This is a genomic window from Clostridium sp. chh4-2, assembly GCF_002899675.1.
Taxonomy (GTDB): Bacteria; Bacillota; Clostridia; order Lachnospirales; family Lachnospiraceae; genus CHH4-2.
The window spans coordinates 223,662-242,507 of sequence record NZ_PKUU01000002.1 but is presented as its reverse complement, the minus strand read 5'-3'; the positions used below and the strand labels follow the sequence as shown (position 1 = coordinate 242,507).

The 18,846-nt window shown below is 46.8% G+C and carries 21 protein-coding genes and 1 riboswitch; of the genes, 2 read left to right on the top strand and 19 right to left on the bottom strand.

Features of this window, described 5'->3' with window-relative positions; genetic code table 11:
* Positions 1–11: 11 nt before the first annotated feature.
* The 7 genes from C0033_RS03000 to C0033_RS02970 all read right to left on the bottom strand — a co-directional run bounded on the left by C0033_RS03000 (position 12) and on the right by C0033_RS02970 (position 5,157).
* Positions 12–287 carry an acylphosphatase gene (locus tag C0033_RS03000; RefSeq protein WP_103226373.1) on the bottom strand — a complete coding sequence of 92 codons (276 nt, stop codon included), beginning with the start codon at positions 285–287 and terminating at the stop codon, positions 12–14.
* The gene (locus tag C0033_RS02995; RefSeq protein ID WP_103226372.1) at positions 284–1,495 is read right to left on the bottom strand and encodes an MFS transporter; all 1,212 of its coding nucleotides are present in this window, start codon (positions 1,493–1,495) and stop codon (positions 284–286) included. Before C0033_RS02995 ends, C0033_RS03000 begins: the two co-directional genes overlap by 4 nt.
* 11 nt (positions 1,496–1,506) lie before the next feature.
* A complete protein-coding gene (locus C0033_RS02990) occupies positions 1,507–2,421 on the bottom strand; it encodes an AraC family transcriptional regulator (protein WP_180994535.1) in 915 nt (304 codons plus the stop codon).
* A 71-nt stretch (positions 2,422–2,492) separates the two neighbouring features.
* Positions 2,493–3,008, bottom strand: coding sequence for a GNAT family N-acetyltransferase (locus C0033_RS02985; protein WP_103226479.1), 516 nt, complete (start codon positions 3,006–3,008; stop codon positions 2,493–2,495).
* A gap of 28 nt (positions 3,009–3,036) precedes the next feature.
* Positions 3,037–3,468, bottom strand: a complete 432-nt coding sequence (locus tag C0033_RS02980; protein WP_242984397.1) for a GNAT family N-acetyltransferase — start codon at positions 3,466–3,468, stop codon at positions 3,037–3,039.
* Positions 3,469–3,503: 35 nt separating this feature from the next.
* Positions 3,504–4,859 carry a DUF2812 domain-containing protein gene (locus C0033_RS02975; RefSeq protein WP_103226370.1) on the bottom strand — a complete coding sequence of 452 codons (1,356 nt, stop codon included), beginning with the start codon at positions 4,857–4,859 and terminating at the stop codon, positions 3,504–3,506.
* Positions 4,846–5,157 carry a helix-turn-helix transcriptional regulator gene (locus C0033_RS02970; protein ID WP_103226477.1) on the bottom strand — a complete coding sequence of 104 codons (312 nt, stop codon included), beginning with the start codon at positions 5,155–5,157 and terminating at the stop codon, positions 4,846–4,848. The genes C0033_RS02975 and C0033_RS02970 overlap by 14 nt, the downstream gene beginning before the upstream one ends.
* A 255-nt stretch (positions 5,158–5,412) precedes the next feature.
* On the opposite strand from C0033_RS02970, the gene C0033_RS02965 reads away from it, so the two are divergent.
* Both C0033_RS02965 and C0033_RS27585 read left to right on the top strand, forming a co-directional pair.
* Positions 5,413–6,291 carry an AraC family transcriptional regulator gene (locus C0033_RS02965; RefSeq protein WP_103226369.1) on the top strand — a complete coding sequence of 293 codons (879 nt, stop codon included), beginning with the start codon at positions 5,413–5,415 and terminating at the stop codon, positions 6,289–6,291.
* Between the two features lie 25 nt (positions 6,292–6,316).
* Positions 6,317–6,439 carry a hypothetical protein gene (locus C0033_RS27585; protein ID WP_278320736.1) on the top strand — a complete coding sequence of 41 codons (123 nt, stop codon included), beginning with the start codon at positions 6,317–6,319 and terminating at the stop codon, positions 6,437–6,439.
* A 786-nt stretch (positions 6,440–7,225) separates the two neighbouring features.
* Here the strand turns inward: C0033_RS27585 and C0033_RS02960 are convergent.
* From C0033_RS02960 to C0033_RS02905, 12 genes are all read right to left on the bottom strand, one after another.
* Positions 7,226–9,076: a beta-galactosidase family protein gene (locus tag C0033_RS02960; RefSeq protein ID WP_347501017.1), complete on the bottom strand. Its 1,851-nt coding sequence runs from the start codon at positions 9,074–9,076 to the stop codon at positions 7,226–7,228.
* Complete coding sequence (locus C0033_RS02955; protein WP_180994534.1) at positions 9,007–10,167, bottom strand: glycoside hydrolase family 88 protein; 1,161 nt, start codon at positions 10,165–10,167, stop codon at positions 9,007–9,009. Before C0033_RS02955 ends, C0033_RS02960 begins: the two co-directional genes overlap by 70 nt.
* A gap of 33 nt (positions 10,168–10,200) precedes the next feature.
* On the bottom strand, positions 10,201–10,680 hold the full coding sequence (locus C0033_RS02950; RefSeq protein ID WP_103226368.1) for a PTS sugar transporter subunit IIB: 480 nt from the start codon (positions 10,678–10,680) through the stop codon (positions 10,201–10,203).
* Between the two features lie 14 nt (positions 10,681–10,694).
* Positions 10,695–11,492, bottom strand: a complete 798-nt coding sequence (locus C0033_RS02945; protein WP_103226367.1) for a PTS system mannose/fructose/sorbose family transporter subunit IID — start codon at positions 11,490–11,492, stop codon at positions 10,695–10,697.
* The gene (locus tag C0033_RS02940) at positions 11,485–12,270 is read right to left on the bottom strand and encodes a PTS sugar transporter subunit IIC (protein ID WP_103226366.1); all 786 of its coding nucleotides are present in this window, start codon (positions 12,268–12,270) and stop codon (positions 11,485–11,487) included. The genes C0033_RS02945 and C0033_RS02940 overlap by 8 nt, the downstream gene beginning before the upstream one ends.
* Positions 12,271–12,284: 14 nt before the next feature.
* Complete coding sequence (locus C0033_RS02935) at positions 12,285–12,710, bottom strand: PTS sugar transporter subunit IIA (protein WP_103226365.1); 426 nt, start codon at positions 12,708–12,710, stop codon at positions 12,285–12,287.
* Between the two features lie 20 nt (positions 12,711–12,730).
* Positions 12,731–13,435 carry a GntR family transcriptional regulator gene (locus C0033_RS02930; protein ID WP_103226364.1) on the bottom strand — a complete coding sequence of 235 codons (705 nt, stop codon included), beginning with the start codon at positions 13,433–13,435 and terminating at the stop codon, positions 12,731–12,733.
* 387 nt (positions 13,436–13,822) lie between these two features.
* Complete coding sequence (locus tag C0033_RS02925) at positions 13,823–14,683, bottom strand: GH25 family lysozyme (RefSeq protein WP_103226363.1); 861 nt, start codon at positions 14,681–14,683, stop codon at positions 13,823–13,825.
* Positions 14,683–15,042, bottom strand: coding sequence for a DUF3784 domain-containing protein (locus C0033_RS02920; protein WP_103226362.1), 360 nt, complete (start codon positions 15,040–15,042; stop codon positions 14,683–14,685). Before C0033_RS02920 ends, C0033_RS02925 begins: the two co-directional genes overlap by 1 nt.
* Positions 15,043–15,145: 103 nt before the next feature.
* Entirely contained in the window at positions 15,146–16,591 is a 1,446-nt protein-coding gene (locus tag C0033_RS02915) for a sodium:alanine symporter family protein (protein ID WP_103226474.1), read from the bottom strand.
* 128 nt (positions 16,592–16,719) lie between these two features.
* A riboswitch (glycine riboswitch) is annotated at positions 16,720–16,815 on the bottom strand.
* A gap of 181 nt (positions 16,816–16,996) precedes the next feature.
* Complete coding sequence (panF, locus tag C0033_RS02910; protein WP_103226361.1) at positions 16,997–18,502, bottom strand: sodium/pantothenate symporter; 1,506 nt, start codon at positions 18,500–18,502, stop codon at positions 16,997–16,999.
* A gap of 26 nt (positions 18,503–18,528) precedes the next feature.
* Positions 18,529–18,834: a YhdT family protein gene (locus tag C0033_RS02905; RefSeq protein WP_103226360.1), complete on the bottom strand. Its 306-nt coding sequence runs from the start codon at positions 18,832–18,834 to the stop codon at positions 18,529–18,531.
* Positions 18,835–18,846 lie beyond the last annotated feature (12 nt).

The window sequence follows — 18,846 nt, the reverse complement described above, 5'->3', positions numbered from 1 at the left end:
CTCCTTAAATTTTAATCCCAAACTTCCACGAAATCATGCTCTGATCTCACGGGAATTTCCTGTATATCCATACGGTCAATCTGTATGAAACGGCCGTTTTGAAGGCGTTTAAGCATGGTTTCTATATCCGATTCCGGCCCCTGCACCTCCATCTCCACACTGCCGTCCCACAGATTCTTTACCCATCCGGTAAGCCCCAGAGGGCGGGCCAGATAACAGGCCGTGTATCGAAAACCCACGCCCTGTACGCGGCCATAAAATATAATATGTTTTCTCACTTTTTTCATCTGCGCCTCCCAAAAAGAACTTCCTGGCAAACCGCCACAGTCAGCAAAATTCCAATTCCCGAAATCAGAAACCAAACCGGCACCCCATAAAGCTGGGCGACCGGACTGGATAGTAAAAGCCCTGCTGGCATGGCCAAGGACATCAGGCTTCCAAAAAGGGAGAATGCCCTTCCCTGTACATTGGCCGGTATGGTTTCCTGCATATAGGCCATATAGGGAATGCTGTAAACATTGGCAAAACCGCCCATAAACAGGCAGACCACCGCAAATACCGCCCAGGCCCACATCGACGGCGGCAGCAATCCGCTGATAACGCAGGTGATTCCGATTCCGGCCAATCCCAGGTACACAATTCTGATCTTATGATCCGATTTTCCTAAACTTCCGAACAACGCGGCTGACACCATCATCCCCAGCGCATAACACAATTCCACAATCCCTCCATGCCAGGCATTTCCATGGAAATAGCTGCTGGACATCAGCGGATAATAAGTGGAAAGCGGCATATAAAACAGCATGCTGACCGTGGATGCTATGGTCAGCTTCATCAGCTTCCTGTCATTTTGAAAGATTTTAAATCCCTCTTTCATCTCCCGGATAAAATGTGGAATCTGCCGGTTTTCGTGAACCGGCTCCGGAATCTTTACCACTGCCATCGTAATGCTGGCGGCCACAGCGCCGATAAAATCCGTGATAAGAATTATGGGCAATGGAAATGCGGCATACATCGCAGCGCCTAATACCGGACCCAGCATAAATGCCCCCGACTGCATGAACTGACTCCATCCGTTCGCTTTCATCAGCTTATCCGCAGGCACCAGCTGGGGAATAATGGATTGGATCGCAGGCGTATGGAATACTCCGCCCACAGCCCTCACGCCGATGATCAGCCATGCGGTCCAGTAAGGCGGATGCCCATACCACAGAATGACAGCAAATAGAACCGCCACAATGCCGATAAATAAATCTGCGCCAATGGCCACATACTTTCGCTTTAAACGGTCGATCCAGACTCCTGCAAATGGTCCCAAAAGGATCTGCGGCAAAAATGCCGCCATTCCCGCCATCGCCATCATGAACGGTGAGGAAGTCTCACTGGCCAGCCACCAGATCAGGGCAAACTGCACCACCGAACTGCCGATTAAAGAAACCGTCTGTCCCGCTGCAATTATAAAAAAATTACGTTTCCAATTCTTATTTTCCTCCATGGCTCCTCACTTTAAGTATATTTCATTCCCAGTTCTTCAAGCTCTGCAATCAACTCTTCCCGCCCGGACCGGTTGGCGGCCGGAAGAAACAGCCGCAGGGTTTCTTCTGCTTTGATCTTCCACTGTGTTTTATCCATAAACTCCAAAGTCCTCATGTTATGAAGCCGTTCCGCCAGCCTTAACATCACAACCTCCTCATCGGCCTGATCCAGCTGGTCATCCTCAAAACCGGCGGACCGTTTTAAGACAGCAGCCGTTTTAGCGGATACCGCCTGCTGAATTTGGGCCGCAGTCAAAGACGTTTTACCGGTCAGCGCATCGCATAACAGTCCGGCGGCCGCCAAATCCTCTCCTGCTCCCATGCGGATCAGCAGGACAGCGGTATTGAGGGGATGAGTCACATATTCATCGCCGGAATAGCGTTTTTGTCCGTTGTAAGCCTGGCAGGCCAGGGCATAGGCGCGGTATAATATTTCGCATTGCCGGTTCTCTTTCTCCGCCTCTTCTATCAGCACCTGAAACAATTCTTCTTTTGACGCATGAGGGTTCATATTTTCCATAAATAAAGGGTTCATACAGTTATCTCCTTTCAAATAGCCCTCCGAAAGCCTGTAAGCCTTCAGCAGGGATGGAGAAAAACCAAACTCTTTCCGAAATGACCTGGTAAATCCGCTGTGGGATTCGTATCCGTATTCCCCAGCCGCATCAATCACATTTCTTCCTTTGATGATCTCTTCCGACGCTTTTATCAGGCGGCGGCGTTTCACATAATCCATTACGGAACGGTTCATCTGCGCTTTAAATGCTCTGGAATAGTGAAATACGGAGTAACCCGCCTGTTCTGCAAGCTCCTGAACAGACATCGCTGTTTTCAGATGCGTTTCAATGTATCTCAGGCTTTCTAAAATCATGTCCGGTTTTTCCATGTAATGCCTCCATTCGAATGTGGTAACCATAGAATAACCTGTTTTCGTCTCATTTGCTTTGCCGATCCTGCTCAATTCTCTCTTTTTGCCGAAAAGATCAAATGGGGCATGTCCATATGATAATAATGCTTGACAAACATTCCCCTGCATTCCATGCCGTTTCTTTTGGCTACGTTCTGAGAAGCCTGATTATTATCTCTGATAATGGAATAAACTTCTTTTGCACCCAATTTCTCAAATGCGTATTCCTTGCAGGCTGCCGCCGCCTCTGTGGCATAACCGCGATGCCAATATGCCTTTTCAAACAGATAACCGACCTCTAAAACCGTCTTCCCGTCACACTCCTGCCGGGTGATGCCGCATTGTCCGATCATCTCTCCATTTTCTTTTAATATAACTGCCCAAAGGCCATATCCAAACTCCTGATATCTCTGAATCTGGCGGTCCAGCCACTGATGGGCTTCTTCCTCTTCAAACGCATGTTCATAGGCATACATCACTTCTTCATCCTGAAGCATGCGGCATAAAGCCTCATAATCTTCCTGATTCATTTCCCTGAGCATAAGGCGCTCTGTTTCCAATATCATTTTCATATTCAATCCTCATTTCAGCATGTTAATTCAAATGCATACAGAACTTGTAATGGCTGTTTTTCATACCACAGTCCTCATAAAAGCGGTGGGTTCTTTCCCTTCTTTGGTTACAGCATACTTCCAGCTGTTTACATCCCTTTTTAGCCGCTATCTCTCCTGCCCGTTTCACAAGCTCTTTTCCTATCTTCTGTCCCCTATATTCGGACTTGACAATCAATTCCTGTATTTCCGCAATCATCCCGGCGTGGTGGAGAAGGAGGTTGATATGTACGCTGATAAATCCTTCAATCACCCCATTAACCACTGCAACCAGATAGATAATCCGGTCGTTTTTTATATTTATTTCATAACAGCTGCAAAAATCTTCAAAGTTCAGGATCTCTTCTTCTAAGGAACAGATCAATTCATAGATAACCTTACAATCCATTTTTTCCGCTAACCTGTAATCCGCCATATTTTCCTCACCATCGAAACACCCGGCCTGTCAGTTTATCCGTTCCACCCGTCAAACTGTTCCAGCAGAGCATGAATAAGTTCCTTGTCCTCCTGCATATAGAAATCCAGCCTCATAATTTTGTTTCCCTTCTGCACAACATAGATAAACCGTTTCCGGGACTCTGTATCCGGTATCTCATAGTTATAAAACTCAATAGTCATATCCCCCATCCGGAATGATTCGGGACCCGTGATCTCATATGCATTCCCGTAGTTGGGTTTCATATCTGCATACAGACAATTATATACCCAATTGTACCTGGCTGTATACAGACTTATGGATAAAGTTCCGGCAATAGTTTCCCCATCTTTCTTTTGATACGCTCCGCTCTGAAGGGAGGCCAGAATGCTGCTGTCACTTCCGGCATAACGGCTGTCATCCCACACATAGCCAAATGCTGATGGATCAAGCGGAAATTCTTCTTCCGTTTCCTGCATCCTTTCCCATTCATCCGAACGGTCCGGCATTAGACGGAATACAGCTATATCAAAAATTCCCAGGAACAGAAAAATGCAGAAAAAACTGAGCACGAAATGGAGGATACGATTCTCCCCGTCCGAGCCTGATCCCCTTCTTTTAATCACTTTAAAAATCACTCCGCAAATGACCAGAGGTATAATGCTCACAATCAACACTATAAGCCCAAACAGAAATCTGTGGCTGCTTCCTCCCGCTGAAAACACGGAAATGATCATAAAAAGAAGAACTGCAAGAACCACATAGGAGGATATCTTCACATTTTTTAAAGCCGTTTTTTTAACAGGGCGGCCGGAACGCACTCCGGCTCTGGTCCTCAGATACCAAATTATGCTTTTCACCGCTAAAAATACCATGATAAATCCGGCCGCCACTTGAGCAGCTCCGGCCCATACCATCTCATTGTTGACCAGATTCCAGGAGGGATTTCTAAATAAACTGCGGCTTTGAATCGTAAACAAAAAGCACAGAACCAGATAACAGGGAATGGTCCTGGTCAGCTGTTCCCTGCCCACGGTTTCAAACCACAGGTTTGGATCTGTATCGATGGTAACCGCATCCAAATTCTCCGATGAAAAAATCCTGAATTTCCGGTAACTGCCCACATACTCCCATCCATATTCCTCACACATCTGGCGGTACTCCACAATGCGGCTGTCATTGTCCGTATCCCACTGGGAAATGTTTGGAATCATCACAACCGAATACCGTTTATTTTCAGGCGTTCCTCTCTTAAAAACGGGAAATGGAATGATGTCCGCTTTCTTACAATCGAGAAACCAGCCTTTTGATGCCTGCTGTTCCAAATATTCAGCAAACGCTTCCATCTGATCCGCCTGAAATTCCAAAAATGAAATCTTATGTTTCAACATATGGCATTCCCTCCTCCACCAGTTTCTTTAACCGTTCGTATTCTTCCTTTAAAACTTTTCTGCCATAGGGCGTGATCTTATAATAACGCTTTCTTCCTTCCATCGCAGTCTCAGCAATCATTCCCGACACTTTAAACTTTTCCAGCAGCGCATATAGAGTGCCAGGTCCAATCTGAATCCTGTTTTGGGAGATTTCGCCTGCTCTTCGGGCTATATCCACGCCGCAGCTCTCTTCTGTCAATGCCAGAAGCGTATAATACATCTGTTCCGTCAGAGACTGAAATTGTTCTCTAGCCATAAGCATTTCACCCCTTAAATCTTTAATATCGATATTCGATATCTTCTGTCTTTATAGTAACATCGATTATCGATATTGTCTATTTTCTTATCGTGACGATTTTCTTAATCTTTTATTGCACGGCTGTATTTTTCAATTTTTTTTCGGTATAATGAACCAAATACAGATTTCCGGCAAAACACCACACCGCACAAAAAGTCAAGAAAAAACCGCTTCCATCCTTTAAGATAAGGTCATACGGAAAGGAGAGAAACAATGGATTGGATAACAGGCATACAAAGGGCAATCGATTATGTGGAGGATCATATTACAGAACCCATCGATTTTGAAGAAGCTGCAAAACGGGCATATTCCTCAAGCTTTCATTTTCAGCGCATATTCAGCATATTATGCGGGTTTACATTAGGGGAATACATCCGCTGGAGACGGCTGTCCCTGGCCGGAAGCGAGCTCCTCAGTTCAGATGAAAAAATCATCCACATCGCCCTGAAATACGGTTACGATACTCCGGAAAGCTTCAGCCGGGCGTTCACCCGTTTTCACGGAATCGCACCTTCCCAGGCTAAAAATAACAGCGCCGTTTTAAAGTCTTTTTCCCGTCTTTCCGTAAAACTTATTTTAAACGGAGGAAATACGATGGATTACAGAATTGAAACAAAGAAAGCATTTAAGCTGGTGATGAAAAAGAAAGAAGTTTCCAGCAACCAGGAACTGACGGCCGTGGAAATCTCAAAATTCTGGCAGCAATGCACGGAAGACGGCACAATCACTTCATTGTGCAAATACATTCCTGAGGACAATATCTTCAAAAACTGCATTGTAGGCGCCAGCTTCGGCAAAGACGCCTCAGAAAAAAACTTCCCTTATGCAATCGGAGCGATGTATAACGGAATGCCGTTGGAAGAAAACGATCTCATTGTGGAGGAAATCCCGGCCCATACCTATGTGGTATTTCCATGCACAGGAAAGATGCCGGAAGCCTTCCAGAAACTGTATCAGCAGATTTTCAGCGAATTCTTCCCGGCAAGCGAATATCAGCCCTGCGGAGGAACCGACTTTGAGGCCTATCCGTCCGCAGACGTGTCGTCTCCTGACTACTACTGCGAAATCTGGGTGGCGGTCGAGAAAAAATAATGAATAAGATTGTTTTTTAACGGGGTTGGCGAAGGGTACGCACAGAATCAGGAGGCGGAACCGGAAGGAACAGATCAGAGGGGGTACCGGGCCGGGGAAGAAAGATACGGACAAATGGGATTCGGGATTCGCCCCTAAGAACTACTAAGGCCCGTAAGGACAAAACGAGGCAGGCCAGCGCCATTCGCAGTGAACTCTTTATGACTTCGCTGCTCAGCGGCGCTTTAAAAACTGAGACGGAAATCAATTTTTACCTGCCTCGTTCTGCCCTTACGGGCCTAAGTAGTTCTAAAGGGGTTCCATACGATCCCATTTATCCGTATCTTTCTTCCCCGGCTCGGTGCCCCTCTGATCTGTTCCTTCCGGTTCCGCCTCCTGGTTCTGTGCTGGTTTTCGCTGGCCTGGTTAAAAACAATGGTTGTGCATTGGTTTACATAGAGCCACATTTACATAGACCATCAAGGGATTTTCAGAAATGCCTTCAGGTTTTACTTTAAACGTCAAGGCATTTCGCGAAATGACCTCACCCTTTACATTAAATCGTCAAGGCATTTCAGAAAAAGCCTTCACGCTTGATGTAAAACTTACTCACTGATCCACCAAATCTTTTTTATCCTCAGCTTGCCAAGCAACAGCCGGAAAGAAGGGAGCACCTGGGCGGCCGGCAGAAATGAAAAGGCATAGGGGATTGTTTGCAGACCCTTAGTGATACTTGGTCGGCAAGAGCGGAAAAAGGCAGACAAATACTGAATTCCGAATCAGTATTTGAGGCGCCTCTGAGCAATGAAGTCATAAAGAGTTCATCGCGAATGGCGCCGCGCTGCCTTTTTCCGCTCTTGGCGGCCTAGTATCACTTAGGGTCGAAACTCGAATCCCCTATGCCTTTTCATTTCTGCCGGCCGTCCAGGTGTTCCCTTCTTTCCGGCGTTTCTTTCTAAACTAAATAAACAGGATGGTCGGTCAGGGAAACTTTGGTTATTGGGGTGCCCTCGGTTTCGAAGATTACGAGTTTGTTGGGGCCGGGGTTTAATAGCGGGGCCGGTATGTACAGATAGCAGATGGGGCCGGCTGACCAGTAGCGGCCCAGGTGGAAACCGTTGATAAAGGCTGCGCCTTTTCCCAGGCTGCTGCAGTCCAGGAATGTATCATGGCACTCCTTGGCATCCCATTCGAACTCGTAAAAAGCGGGAACTCCCTCTTCCCAGCCTTTTGTGAAATCCAGTTTTTCAATATTGCTAAAATCAAGAGCATACTGGTCCCAGCCGCTTTCGAAATGGATATCCACACGGACACCCGAGCGGATTCCCTTTTTCTGCGTGGGGGCTACCAGTTTATAGCCGTAATTGACCCGGCCCATGTTTTCTACCAGAATGTCGATAGAATTGTGTTTGTCCAGATAGACTTCCAGATCCTTTCCCAACGTATCCTGATACTGGGTTGCTGACCATCGATGGTTTACAAACAGCTGGACGCGGTCGGAAGCTTCCACGATCTTAATTTTCTCAGGCTGCTCATATCCTTCGACCTCTTTATGATAGAGCATGTAGCCGTATCCGGTTCCGGCTTCTTCCATCGTGAGCGGGTGTTCGCTGTGCTGCTTTGGGGCAAGGGAATCCGTTGCGGCAAACAGGGAAACCTTTCTGTTTACAAAGAGCTCTCCGTAAGCGGTGCGTTTCCTTTCCCTGGGTTCTTCCTGGATGACATCCGGCAGAACTTTTTTGATGGCTTTTTGAAGCTCTGTAAATTTATCTCCCGCTTCCCCCCATTCGGTCATAGGGGCGCCGTAGTCATAGGAAGTTACCTGCGGCAGATCCAGCTGGTCCCTGGCTGAGCAGCCGTTCATGAAGCCGAAATTGGTGCCGCCCTGGAACATGTAAAGGTTCATGCTGGCCCGCTTTAACAGAGTTTCCGCTTCGCCGGCCAGTTCTTTGGCATCCCTTTGCACGATCGGTTCCTTCCAACGGTTGAACCAGCCGTCCCAGAATTCCATGCACATAAGCGGCCATTGTTTTCCGTGTTTTTTAAAAAATGCTTCCAGAATGTCCAGATTTTCATCGGACCGGGAGCCGAAATTTGCCGTGACAAAGACGTCTTCCTCAATCAGGCTTCCGGCTTCCAGCGCCTGCATCCAGGAACCGTCCGATGTAAACAGCGGAACCTCCACTCCCTGTTCCAGCATGAAACGCCTGATCTGTTTTAAATATTCTTTATCGTTTCCAAAAGAACCGTATTCATTTTCCACCTGCATCATCAGAATGGGGCCGCCGTTTGTGATCTGAAAAGGGGTGAGGATCGGAAACAGCTTTTTATAATAATTCTCTACCTTTTCAAGAAATAAAGGTGTATTGGTTCTCACCTTCATCCCCTCGTACCGGAGCAGCCAGGCCGGAAGTCCGCCGAACTCCCATTCCGCGCAGATATAAGGGCTGGGGCGCACAATTGCGTACAATCCCATCTTCTGTGCCAGGCGAAGGAATGCCTCCACATCTTTCATTCCCTTAAAATCGAAGATTCCTTCCTCCTGTTCATGCAGATTCCAGGGGATATAAGTTTCCACCGTATTGCATCCCAGCGCTTTTAAATGGTAGAGACAGTCCTCCCAGCATTCCGGCACAATCCGGAAATAATGTACGGCTCCCGATAAAATCTTCATGGGCTTACCGTCTAAAAGAAACTCTCTGCCTATCTCAAATGAACTCATATCCTTTTCCTCTCTTACCAAAACGTCTCCCATCCCGGGTTTTTCAGCCTCATTAAGGCTTCCATATAATAATAATCTCCCCAAAGATTCGCCTGATCAATTCCTTTTCCTTCTCCAAATGCATAGACGCCGTGGAGCAAAATACCTTCCGCGTCTTCCTTCCTGGAAGTGCAGCGCTCCGCCAAAACTGCCGTCATTCCCTTTGCCAATTCCCCTGCGCCTTTGTAATATCCAACGGCTTCCGCTTCCATAAGGCCACAGGCAGCGATTGCCAGGGCCGAACTGTCATAAGGCTGTTTATCCTCTGCCGTGAAGATCAAATCCCAGTATGGAATCTCCTCTTTTGGCAGATGACCGATAAAATAATCCACAATCTTTCCATAGACTTCCCGTTCTCCTGCGACAGCCGCTTTTCTCACGTGAAGGGGGATTCCAAGAACCGCCCACGCCTGCCCCCTGGCCCAGCAGGAATCGTCCCGAAAGCCCTGGTGGGTTGCGCCGTGGGAAGGAAGCCCCGTCGCAGGATCAAAGTAAAATGTATGGTAGGTGGAATAATCCGGCCTTACAATATTGTGTAAAACCCTGTCATAATGCATATCTGCCGTTGATGCATATTCCGGATTTCCGGTAATTGCGGACGCCTCATAAAGCAGGGGCAGATTCAGCAGAGAATCGATGATCAGACGATATTCTCTGTCACAGTCTAACGCTCCCCACGCCTGGATAAATCCTCCCTTTTTCTGAAAACGCCCTGCCAGACAGCCGGCAGCCTGAACAATCAGTTCCAAGAGTCCCTTATCCTTTGTAATCCGGTATCCGGCCACAACGGAAGGGCTGTAAAGGAAACCGATGTCATGGTGGTCCAGCACATAATGATCCGAAAGCCGTTTCCGAAAGCTTTCCACATTGTCAAGGGCCAGAGTCTTGAACGTCTCATCCCCGGTGTGCAGGTATGCCATCCATAGCATTCCTGTCCAGAAACCATTGGTCCAGTCGTCATTTCCCTTGATCCGGTACCGCCCCAGTTCGGAACATGCGGACGGAAAATTGTTCTGAAACCGTTTCCTGTTAGTATCCAGCTTTTCGCAGATCCAGTCCAGCTCCCCACAGACCAGATCCGAAGTCATTTGCTGGGATTTTTCCATTAGTATCTGTTTATTTCTATCTAAAGTCATACTTCGATCCCCGGCTTTCCATCCTGACGAATCTTATTTTAAAAATGCTTCGATGCTGGTTTCCGGTTCATCCGGAACCATCTGGGCAGTCACTTTAATTCCTGCTGCAAGAAGCTGGTCAACCGCTTTCCTCTCATCCGGCGTCATGCTGATGGATTTCTTATACTGGGTGGTTCCCGGACGGTTGGACAGATTTCCGATATTAACCGGAAGAAGATCCACACCCTGTTTCATCATCTCCACCAGAATCTCAGGAGACTTTACGATCAGCATCACTCTCTGACCGTCATAATTGCCGTTTTTAATGTTGGCAACCGCTTTTTCAAATGGGAGAATGGAGGTGTTCACTCCGGAAGGCGCCGCCATGCGCAGAATCGCCTTTTCGTCATCATTTGCAGCCACTTTGTCATCAATAACCATAATTCTGTTTACCCTTAAACCGGTAGACCAGCGTGTTGCCACCTGTCCGTGAATCAGGCGGTCGTCAATTCTGATATGTACAAATCCCTTCATATATAAAATCCTCCTTAACCAAATATTTTCAAATTATATGCGATAATTCCCACAAACACCAGCAGGAACGTAACTCTGGTTGAATTCATCTTCTTTCTGCCCAGCATCCAATAGGTGAAAAATACCACCAATGCAGGCGCCAGCGCAGGCATGATCTGGTCTGCCAGTTCCTGAACCGACTTGGTAACCTCTCCCATGTTAAATACATAGGCAAACTTCGCGTTGACTACCGACGGCACCAACGCCCCGATCACCATGATTCCCAGCACGTTGGCCGCCTTTGTAATCTTCTTTAAACGGTTTCCCAGTTCGCTTACAACCTTAGCGCCTTCCCGGTATCCCATGGCGAAAAAGCTTCTCATGAAGCCGAGGCGCAGAATTCCGAACAAAATCCAGAGAATTAATGCGGCCGGACTTCCTTCCAGCGCCATATAAGATGCGATGGAGCCGATGATGGTGGATGGAATCACGTGAAACAGAGTGTCGCCGATTCCGGCCAAAGGTCCCATCATACCTGTTTTTAAAGATGCTACCGTATCAATGGCATCAATGCCCTTTTCTTCCTGAATGGCATTGTCCACGCCCATGATGATGGGAGCCATGGTATTGTTGGTATTGAAAAACTGAAGTTCCGTCATAGCAGCAGTTTTTTTATCTTCTTCGTTCTGATAACATTTTTTAACCAGGGGAAGCATGCTGAAATAGTATCCTAAGCCCTGCATTTTTTCATAATTCCATCCTGCTCCGCCTAAGAAGTACCATCTCCAGAATGTCTGTTTTTTTACTCCCGACATCTCGTTATTCTTACTCATCACCCATACCTCCTGCATTCATAACCGGACTTTCAGCCGCCTTAGGCTGGTCCTCCTTATCATTCTGGAACACCAGAATCGCCAGGGCCACACCGACTAAGGCCACGCCCAGCACCGGCACCTTCAGATAGGCCGCCAGCACAAAACCGAGAATTAAATAAGGAATATTTTTGCTCACCGGCAGATACCGGAGAAGGATTGCAACTCCCAGCGCAGGAAGAATTCCGCCCGCTGTCTTCAGTCCGCTCATCAGCCACATCGGAATGTTGTCCACCACCAGCTGAACAAAGGTGGAACCGAAAATCAGAGCTACAAATACCGGAAGCATTCTGGATAAGGACTGTGGAATCAGTCCCAGTATGTTCATCTTAGCAGCCTTGTCGAATTTGCCTTCCGATACATAAGTTTCCGCTCTGTGCTGGAAAAACGTATTGCTGAATCTGGCCAGGATGTCCAGCTGGATCATCAAAAGTCCGATGGGAATTGCCAATGTAACGCCCAGTTCCGGCTCCCCGCTCTGAATTGCAAATGCGGTTCCCAACAGAGCGCCTGTCATATAATCGGGAATGGAAGCTCCTCCGAAGTTTCCAACGCCCAGCACCAAAAGGTTTAAAGTACCTCCTACGAATAAACCGGTTTTAATATCTCCCAGTATCAGACCGGCCATGAATCCGGCCATAGACGGTTTTACAAAACCGAAGGTTGTGTTATTTCCGTCATAAAATGCAAAGCCTGCATATAAAGTCAATAATAATATCTGCCACCATTGAAATTCCATGTTATTTACACTCCTTATTCATCGTCTGAAGAATCGGTCTGCACGCAAAGTTCGCTGCAGCTGATGCCTTCTCTTCCATTGCTCATTAAGCCCTCAAGTTCTTCCAGGCGATTGACGTCCAGTTCTCTGAAACAGGCGTCCACGATCATGGGCAGATTCACGCCGCTGATCACCTTGGCCCGGTCTTTCAGCTGGTGCTTATTCAGTAGAAGCTCCGCCTGATTAAACGGGGTTCCGCCCTTGATATCCGCAAATATGATTCCCTGTCTGCCTTCCGTCAGCCATCCGGTCAGATAGCTTTCCAATTCTCTGACGTAGCTGTCCACGCCCTCTTCTGTCAGCTCAATTGTCTTAATATGGCTGGAGTCTCCAAGTACCATATCCACTGTGCTTTTTATCCCACTTGCGATCCCGCGGTGGGAAACGATCAAGATTTCCATACCTTGCTCCCTTCTGCTTGCTAAATCGGTTCAATTTCGATGCTGAAATAATCCCAGCGCTTATACATCTCAATATACTCAATGGTTCTGCCGTCAAAAAGATAGGTGTATCTCTTTGTAAATGCGGACGGCGCATCGCCTAAAAGCCCTAAAAGTTCCCGCTCTTCCTGCGGAGTCGGATACACAATCTCGGTGATCTCCTTGGAATCCGCCTGGAACAGATCGATTCCATAATCCTGACGGATCTTTGTATAGATGGAAGTAAAACGTTCCGGATGTTCCACGTCCTCAGGACGGATAAATTCCCGGATGATGTAACTGTTCTGTACCAGGATCGGCTTATCGTCCACACAGCGGACGCGCTTGATGTGATAAAACGGCTCTTTCTCCGATATGTTTAACTCGGAGGCGATTTTCTTATCCGTTATCATCTGAATGGACAGAATCTCTGTCTTCTCCTGTCCGTCCTGGTATTTCTCACGGTCGGAAAACTTAACAATCTTTCCCCGTTTTGCTTTTGAAACATAAGTTCCTTTTCCCTGATACCTTACCAGATATCCTTCATTAGTCAGACATTGAAGCGCCTTCACGGCTGTGATGCTGCTGACATTGAACTTGCTTTTTAAATCTGCTTCACTGTAAAATTTGTCCCCCGGTAAAAATTTACCGTTCTTGATTTCATATAATAAGCTCTGTTTTATCTGTTGATATTTTGGAATTGCCATACCCGTCTTCTCCTTTATGTATGTACTTAATATGTTAATAGATAAAGTAATAGTATCAAACAAGAGACGAAACTTCAACCGGTAAGCAACTTCTTTTTCCACTTCCTTTCTCATTCTATAATAATTGGTTAATAGGTTAATATGTTAAGTTGATAATTACATATTACTACTTGTCATTTTTAAATGCAACTACTTTTTTTCAAAATAATTACCAATTCAGCAGGTTCTGTTTTGTATATTATGTACATTTTTAGGTTTTACAGCTGATGTTTACAAAAATCTTTTGACGATGACCGGATTCTCCGGCTTTGACGAACTGCTTTGGCAGTACGATTTCCTACAAAAAAATAAGGCGCCGAATCATCAGCACCTTACCTCATTTTCCATCTATTCTTTTTGCAAAAATTCTTTCAGGTCCTCTTCCGACCCTTTAAATACATTCATATCAATAAATGCTTCCTGTCCGCTGTATCCGCTTCTCTTTTCCGTATCCGAATACTGCCAGAATGTCCATTTCCCCTTCATGCCAAAATCAGGGGTATAATACGTATTGCGTATCCACAGCGGATATTCCTCATAATGGCCTTTAATATAAGAATCATACATTCTCATAGTCGTATAGATCACCGGCTTCACTCCATAGTGCGCTTCCATTCTCCCCAAAAGGATGCTAAGCTGCTCCCGCACAGAATCCGGATCGGGCCGGTTAGAGGCCTTATCCCCATAAAATTCAATATCCACCACCGGAGCCAGCCTTCCCTCTTCTTTAGGAACTGTGGCAATAAAAAGATCCGCCTGAGTCTCGGCGGGACTGTCAAAACTGAAAAAATGATATGCTCCGGCATAAAGACCGGTTTCCTTCACATTTTCCCAATTTTCCGCAAAGTTCTCATCCACATGGCCGCTTCCTTCCGTGGCCTTTATAAATGCAAACCGAATACCGCTTTCACTTAAAACAGGCCAGTCAATCGTTCCCTGATAGTGGGAAACGTCAACCCCATGCACCTGATACATCTTCGAAAAGAAACGGTTTAGTTTGATCTTTTTTGTGCCAACGCCAATTCCCATTGCCGTCAGAAAAATCAGAAGGCACAGAAGAATGCACCAAACTGCCAAACGCTTTTTCCGTTTTGACTTCACGCCATTCCTCACAAAGCTGATGCCCGCCTCCCCGCTCCGTTCCTTTTTCCGGATTATTCCGCTTAATTCTTTCTGCTTCTCACTTAAACCTTCTCCAAAATATTTCATCAGGTCCGCCCATTTCCATCTTTTTTATACTTTTCAAACGCCTTATGGGCATCAAAATGCACCTCTCTGAAAAACAGTACCAGCCAGATCACAAGTGCTGCTGCCCCCATATAGCCGTGAAACAATACAGAAAGCAAAGCTCCTGCCGCCAGCACGCCGCCCCATAAGAAAAGTGAGTTTCTCATGTCAAGACTGATGCGCCTCTTATCATATTGGTCCCGTTCCGCTTTAGGAAGCGTATTAAAACCGCTGACCAGCATAGCCCCCTTTTCCTTACAGACTGCAAACACGATACCGGATATTCCAAAAATTACAGCTAAAACAAGGCAGACGAGCGCCCATATTTCATTTCCAGACATATCAATCTCCTAACACTTTACATTTCAAGTAACGGCTATTCTACTCATTTTATCATAAACATATAAAAACATAAAGATAAATGAAGGACGCCTGGTTTCCGGGCTATCTGACGCCGTTATCATCACACAAAACGGCTGTTTTCACATTTTCCCCCATCCGCTTCCAATATTCCTTTGTCTCATGAACCACCACGCCGCTCAAAGCCAGAAGGGCGATCAGGTTCGGCAGAGCCATCAGCGCATTGAAGATATCCGCAATGGTCCACACGGCTTCTACCGTCATAAACGGCCCGATAAAGATGGCCAGTATATAGAGACAGCGGTAACCCATGACCGCTCTGCGGCTGCCGGAAGAAAGATATTCCAAACACCGTTCCCCATAGTAATTCCATCCGATAATGGTTGTAAATGCAAAGAAAATCAGACAGATCATCAGCAGAAATGAGCTGGCCCAGGAAGGTATTGGAAGCCCCTGCTGAAATGCTCTGGTAGTCACTTCAACGCCTTGAAGTCCCACATTATAGGACTCTGTCAGCACGATACAAAGTCCCGTCATGGTGCAGACCACAATGGTATCGATAAAAGTACCTGTCATGGATACCAGCCCCTGCCTGGCTGGTTCCTTCGTCTGGGCCGCTGCTGCCGCAATCGGCGCACTTCCAAGCCCGGCTTCATTGGAAAAGATACCCCGGGCGATTCCTTTTTGCATGGCCAGAAGCACGGCTCCCAGCGCTCCGCCTGCAGCCGCCCTAAAACCGAATGCGCTTTCCAGAATCACGCGGAATGCGCCCGGAATCTTAGATGCATTTAAAGCCAGAATGACCACACAGGATACCACATAGATCACGGCCATAAACGGCACTATGATTTCGGAAACCTTTGCAATCCTTTTAATTCCGCCTAACACCACCAGCGCCACGCAGACCGTCAGCACGATACCTGAGATAATGACTGCAATCGTGTATTCCCTGCCAAAAAGGCTGATTACATGAGCCTTTTCCACATCGAAGAAATTGCCCACCGCCGATGTAATTCCATTGACCTGCGTAAAGGTACCGATGCCTAAAAGCCCCACTCCGGCGCCAAAGAATGCAAAAATCTTTCCCAGCCACCGGTACCCTTTTCCCATACCATTTTCAATATAATAAAAGGGACCGCCGAGCACATGGCCCTTATCATCGATTACCCGGTATTTGATTGCCAGCACGCCCTCCGCATATTTAGTTGCCATTCCGAAAAATGCTGCAATCCACATCCAGAACAGCGCTCCCGGGCCTCCGGCCACGATGGCCGTGGCCACGCCGACGATATTGCCCGTTCCTATGGTGGCGGAAAGGGCGGTGCAGAGAGCCGCAAAGCTGCTGACTTCCCCATGCCCTTCCTCTTCATTTTGTATCATATATTTTAATGCCGCCGGAAGTTTTCTGATCTGAAGCCCCTTCAGCCTGACGCTCAGATAGATTCCGGTTGCCAGAATCAATACGATTAACGGCACTCCCCATACAAAATCATCCACTTTCAATAATACGCTGCTCACAAGTTCTAACATAGTTTCCTCCGTCTTAGTAATTTCGCCTTCCGGCTTTTTGAAAGCAACAAAAAAGGAAGTATCATTTCTGCATTTAACAAAAATGAACTCCCTCAGAAGAGTATGGAAAGACAGGTGCCCATGCACCAACGTGATCCTCTGTCCTTTTGCCTGAGAGATTGGCAGATTACCTGATCTGCCGTACACCTTCGGCGCCCTTTTGGAGACTCTCCAGAGTTTGCTTTAAGTAGCACTTTACCATAAGACAGGGTTTATTTCAAGAGGTTTATTTGTATTAAATCGAGTACGTCGGAAAGAGCCGGGACATCGGCATGGATTGCTGAAAACACCCGCCCAAATAAATGACCTGCGAAAAATATGCTCAGACAATTTTATTTGGACGGGCAAGAGCAGTCTCACCTGCGGTTAAAGCATTTTGGGATAATTCTTTCCAAACCAGGTCATAATCACACCTTTCGGCGGCTTTGGCGTTGCCAGAGAGACGATTACAAGAACAGCCAGTGCGATCATGCTGGCAGGAAGAACCGGCTGCATTCCGCCAATCATCGCTTTTAACGGATAGGAAAAGAGATAGTAGCAGATGCCTCCGACCACCATGCCGGATAATGCGCCCTGCTCATTTGCCCTTTTCCAGAATAATCCCAACAGCATGGGGCCGAAAAAGATGGTCTCCAGCCCGCCGACGGCGAAATTGATCAGCATTTGCAAAAATGACGGCGGCTTGATGGAAAATGCGAAGATAAATACTAAAATGACAGTAGTAACAACCTGTGTGACCTTTTTTATCTGTTTTATATCAGGCGTTTTGTTAATATAATTGGTATAGATATCGTTGACCGCACTGGAGGAGATAACGATCAGCATGGCCGCTATTGTGGACTGGATCGCTCCCACCGCTCCAGCGATAATCATGCCCGCCATCCAGGGCGGCAGCACGGTCATGGCGATTACAGGAGTTGTCTGGTCAGCCACTTCAGGAACCAGATTCATCAGCCTTGCGGCCGGGCCCATGAAGGTCATAATTCCCTGCCAGAATGTAACGAATACGACGCCCACTAAAATTGCACCGTGAAGGGATTTTGTATCCTTATAAGTAAGGGCGCCCTGCACCGCATGAGGAAGCCCGACATACGTAATTCCCACCAGCCATATATAAGAAAACATTACCGGAACCGACCATTTATTCGGGGACATCAGCATTTTATAATCGGACTGGGCCATTTTCTCCCATGCCGAAACCATGGAGCCGGAATCCCGGTTAATATATCCCACAACGCCGAAGATCAGCACCAGAGTTGCAAATGTCATCACAAATCCCTGGATAACCGTGCTGACGGAAACGCCTTTAATCCCTCCAAAAATCGTATAGATCAGGATGATGACTGCAAAGATGGCCAGCCCCCAAAGATAAGGCAGCCCGATCATGCTTTCAATCAGGCGCGCTCCTCCGACCAGCTGGGAAACGCAGTAAGGAACCAGAAATACGATAATCGCAAATGCGCCGATAACGGTAATCGCTTTGTTCTCATTATAACGGTTTTTGAGCAGCGACACATAGGAAACTGCATTGGTCCGCCTTGCCACAATGCCGATTTTCTTTCCCACAATTCCAAATATAATAAAATTCATGAATACGGAAGCATAGATGCAAACCGTCCACACAAGGCCTTCTTTGGTACCGGTAGCCGGGCCTCCGATAAATGTTCCGGAACTGCATACGGAAGCGCCGAGCATCATCCCCACCACCAAAGGCCCCATGGCTCGTCCGCTGGTGAAAAAATTCTTTGAGAAACTGGCCTCCGATTCCTTTTTTGCTTTCTGTTTAAAATAAAATCCCACACCCAGCAGCGCAGCGCTGTATATAACAAAAATAATCTGTGTAATAAGTCTGGTATCCGCATTAATCTGCATATGTACTCTCCCCTCCCGGCATAATATCAGCCGTCAATTTCATCATCCAGTGAAAAATCCCGGAACACCTTTTTTACGATAAAAAATACCGCCCCGATGCAGCAAAAGATCAGCAGACATACGAAGAAAAACCAGGACGGCAGCCCGCATATATAGCTGTAAGTACCAGGATCTTCAGCCCCCACCGTGTACATAATCACCAGCGTTGCAATCACAAATACCCACCAAAAACCGATCACCAGCATCGCTTCTTTAAAACAGATTTTAAATCTCGGATCATCCGGTATCTCATTAAAATCATAATTTCTGTCGTCATATTCCTGCTTAGTCATATCCTTACCCCT

Bases quoted from the DNA above. Each gene is read 5' to 3' on its own strand.
- C0033_RS02935 (WP_103226365.1), bottom strand. From the start codon at position 12,710: ATGGAAATCTTGATCGTTTCCCACCGCGGGATCGCAAGTGGGATAAAA.
- C0033_RS02990 (WP_180994535.1), bottom strand. From the start codon at position 2,421: ATGGAAAAACCGGACATGATTTTAGAAAGCCTGAGATACATTGAAACG.
- C0033_RS02955 (WP_180994534.1), bottom strand. From the start codon at position 10,167: ATGACTTTAGATAGAAATAAACAGATACTAATGGAAAAATCCCAGCAA.
- C0033_RS02945 (WP_103226367.1), bottom strand. From the start codon at position 11,492: ATGAGTAAGAATAACGAGATGTCGGGAGTAAAAAAACAGACATTCTGG.
- C0033_RS02905 (WP_103226360.1), bottom strand. From the start codon at position 18,834: ATGACTAAGCAGGAATATGACGACAGAAATTATGATTTTAATGAGATA.
- C0033_RS02940 (WP_103226366.1), bottom strand. From the start codon at position 12,270: ATGGAATTTCAATGGTGGCAGATATTATTATTGACTTTATATGCAGGC.
- C0033_RS02915 (WP_103226474.1), bottom strand. From the start codon at position 16,591: ATGTTAGAACTTGTGAGCAGCGTATTATTGAAAGTGGATGATTTTGTA.
- C0033_RS02985 (WP_103226479.1), bottom strand. From the start codon at position 3,008: ATGATATTGGAAACAGAGCGCCTTATGCTCAGGGAAATGAATCAGGAA.
- C0033_RS02920 (WP_103226362.1), bottom strand. From the start codon at position 15,042: ATGTCTGGAAATGAAATATGGGCGCTCGTCTGCCTTGTTTTAGCTGTA.
- C0033_RS02970 (WP_103226477.1), bottom strand. From the start codon at position 5,157: ATGGCTAGAGAACAATTTCAGTCTCTGACGGAACAGATGTATTATACG.
- C0033_RS02980 (WP_242984397.1), bottom strand. From the start codon at position 3,468: ATGGCGGATTACAGGTTAGCGGAAAAAATGGATTGTAAGGTTATCTAT.
- C0033_RS02975 (WP_103226370.1), bottom strand. From the start codon at position 4,859: ATGTTGAAACATAAGATTTCATTTTTGGAATTTCAGGCGGATCAGATG.
- panF (WP_103226361.1), bottom strand. From the start codon at position 18,502: ATGCAGATTAATGCGGATACCAGACTTATTACACAGATTATTTTTGTT.
- C0033_RS03000 (WP_103226373.1), bottom strand. From the start codon at position 287: ATGAAAAAAGTGAGAAAACATATTATATTTTATGGCCGCGTACAGGGC.
- C0033_RS02995 (WP_103226372.1), bottom strand. From the start codon at position 1,495: ATGGAGGAAAATAAGAATTGGAAACGTAATTTTTTTATAATTGCAGCG.
- C0033_RS02930 (WP_103226364.1), bottom strand. From the start codon at position 13,435: ATGGCAATTCCAAAATATCAACAGATAAAACAGAGCTTATTATATGAA.
- C0033_RS02965 (WP_103226369.1), top strand. From the start codon at position 5,413: ATGGATTGGATAACAGGCATACAAAGGGCAATCGATTATGTGGAGGAT.
- C0033_RS02925 (WP_103226363.1), bottom strand. From the start codon at position 14,683: ATGAAATATTTTGGAGAAGGTTTAAGTGAGAAGCAGAAAGAATTAAGC.
- C0033_RS02950 (WP_103226368.1), bottom strand. From the start codon at position 10,680: ATGAAGGGATTTGTACATATCAGAATTGACGACCGCCTGATTCACGGA.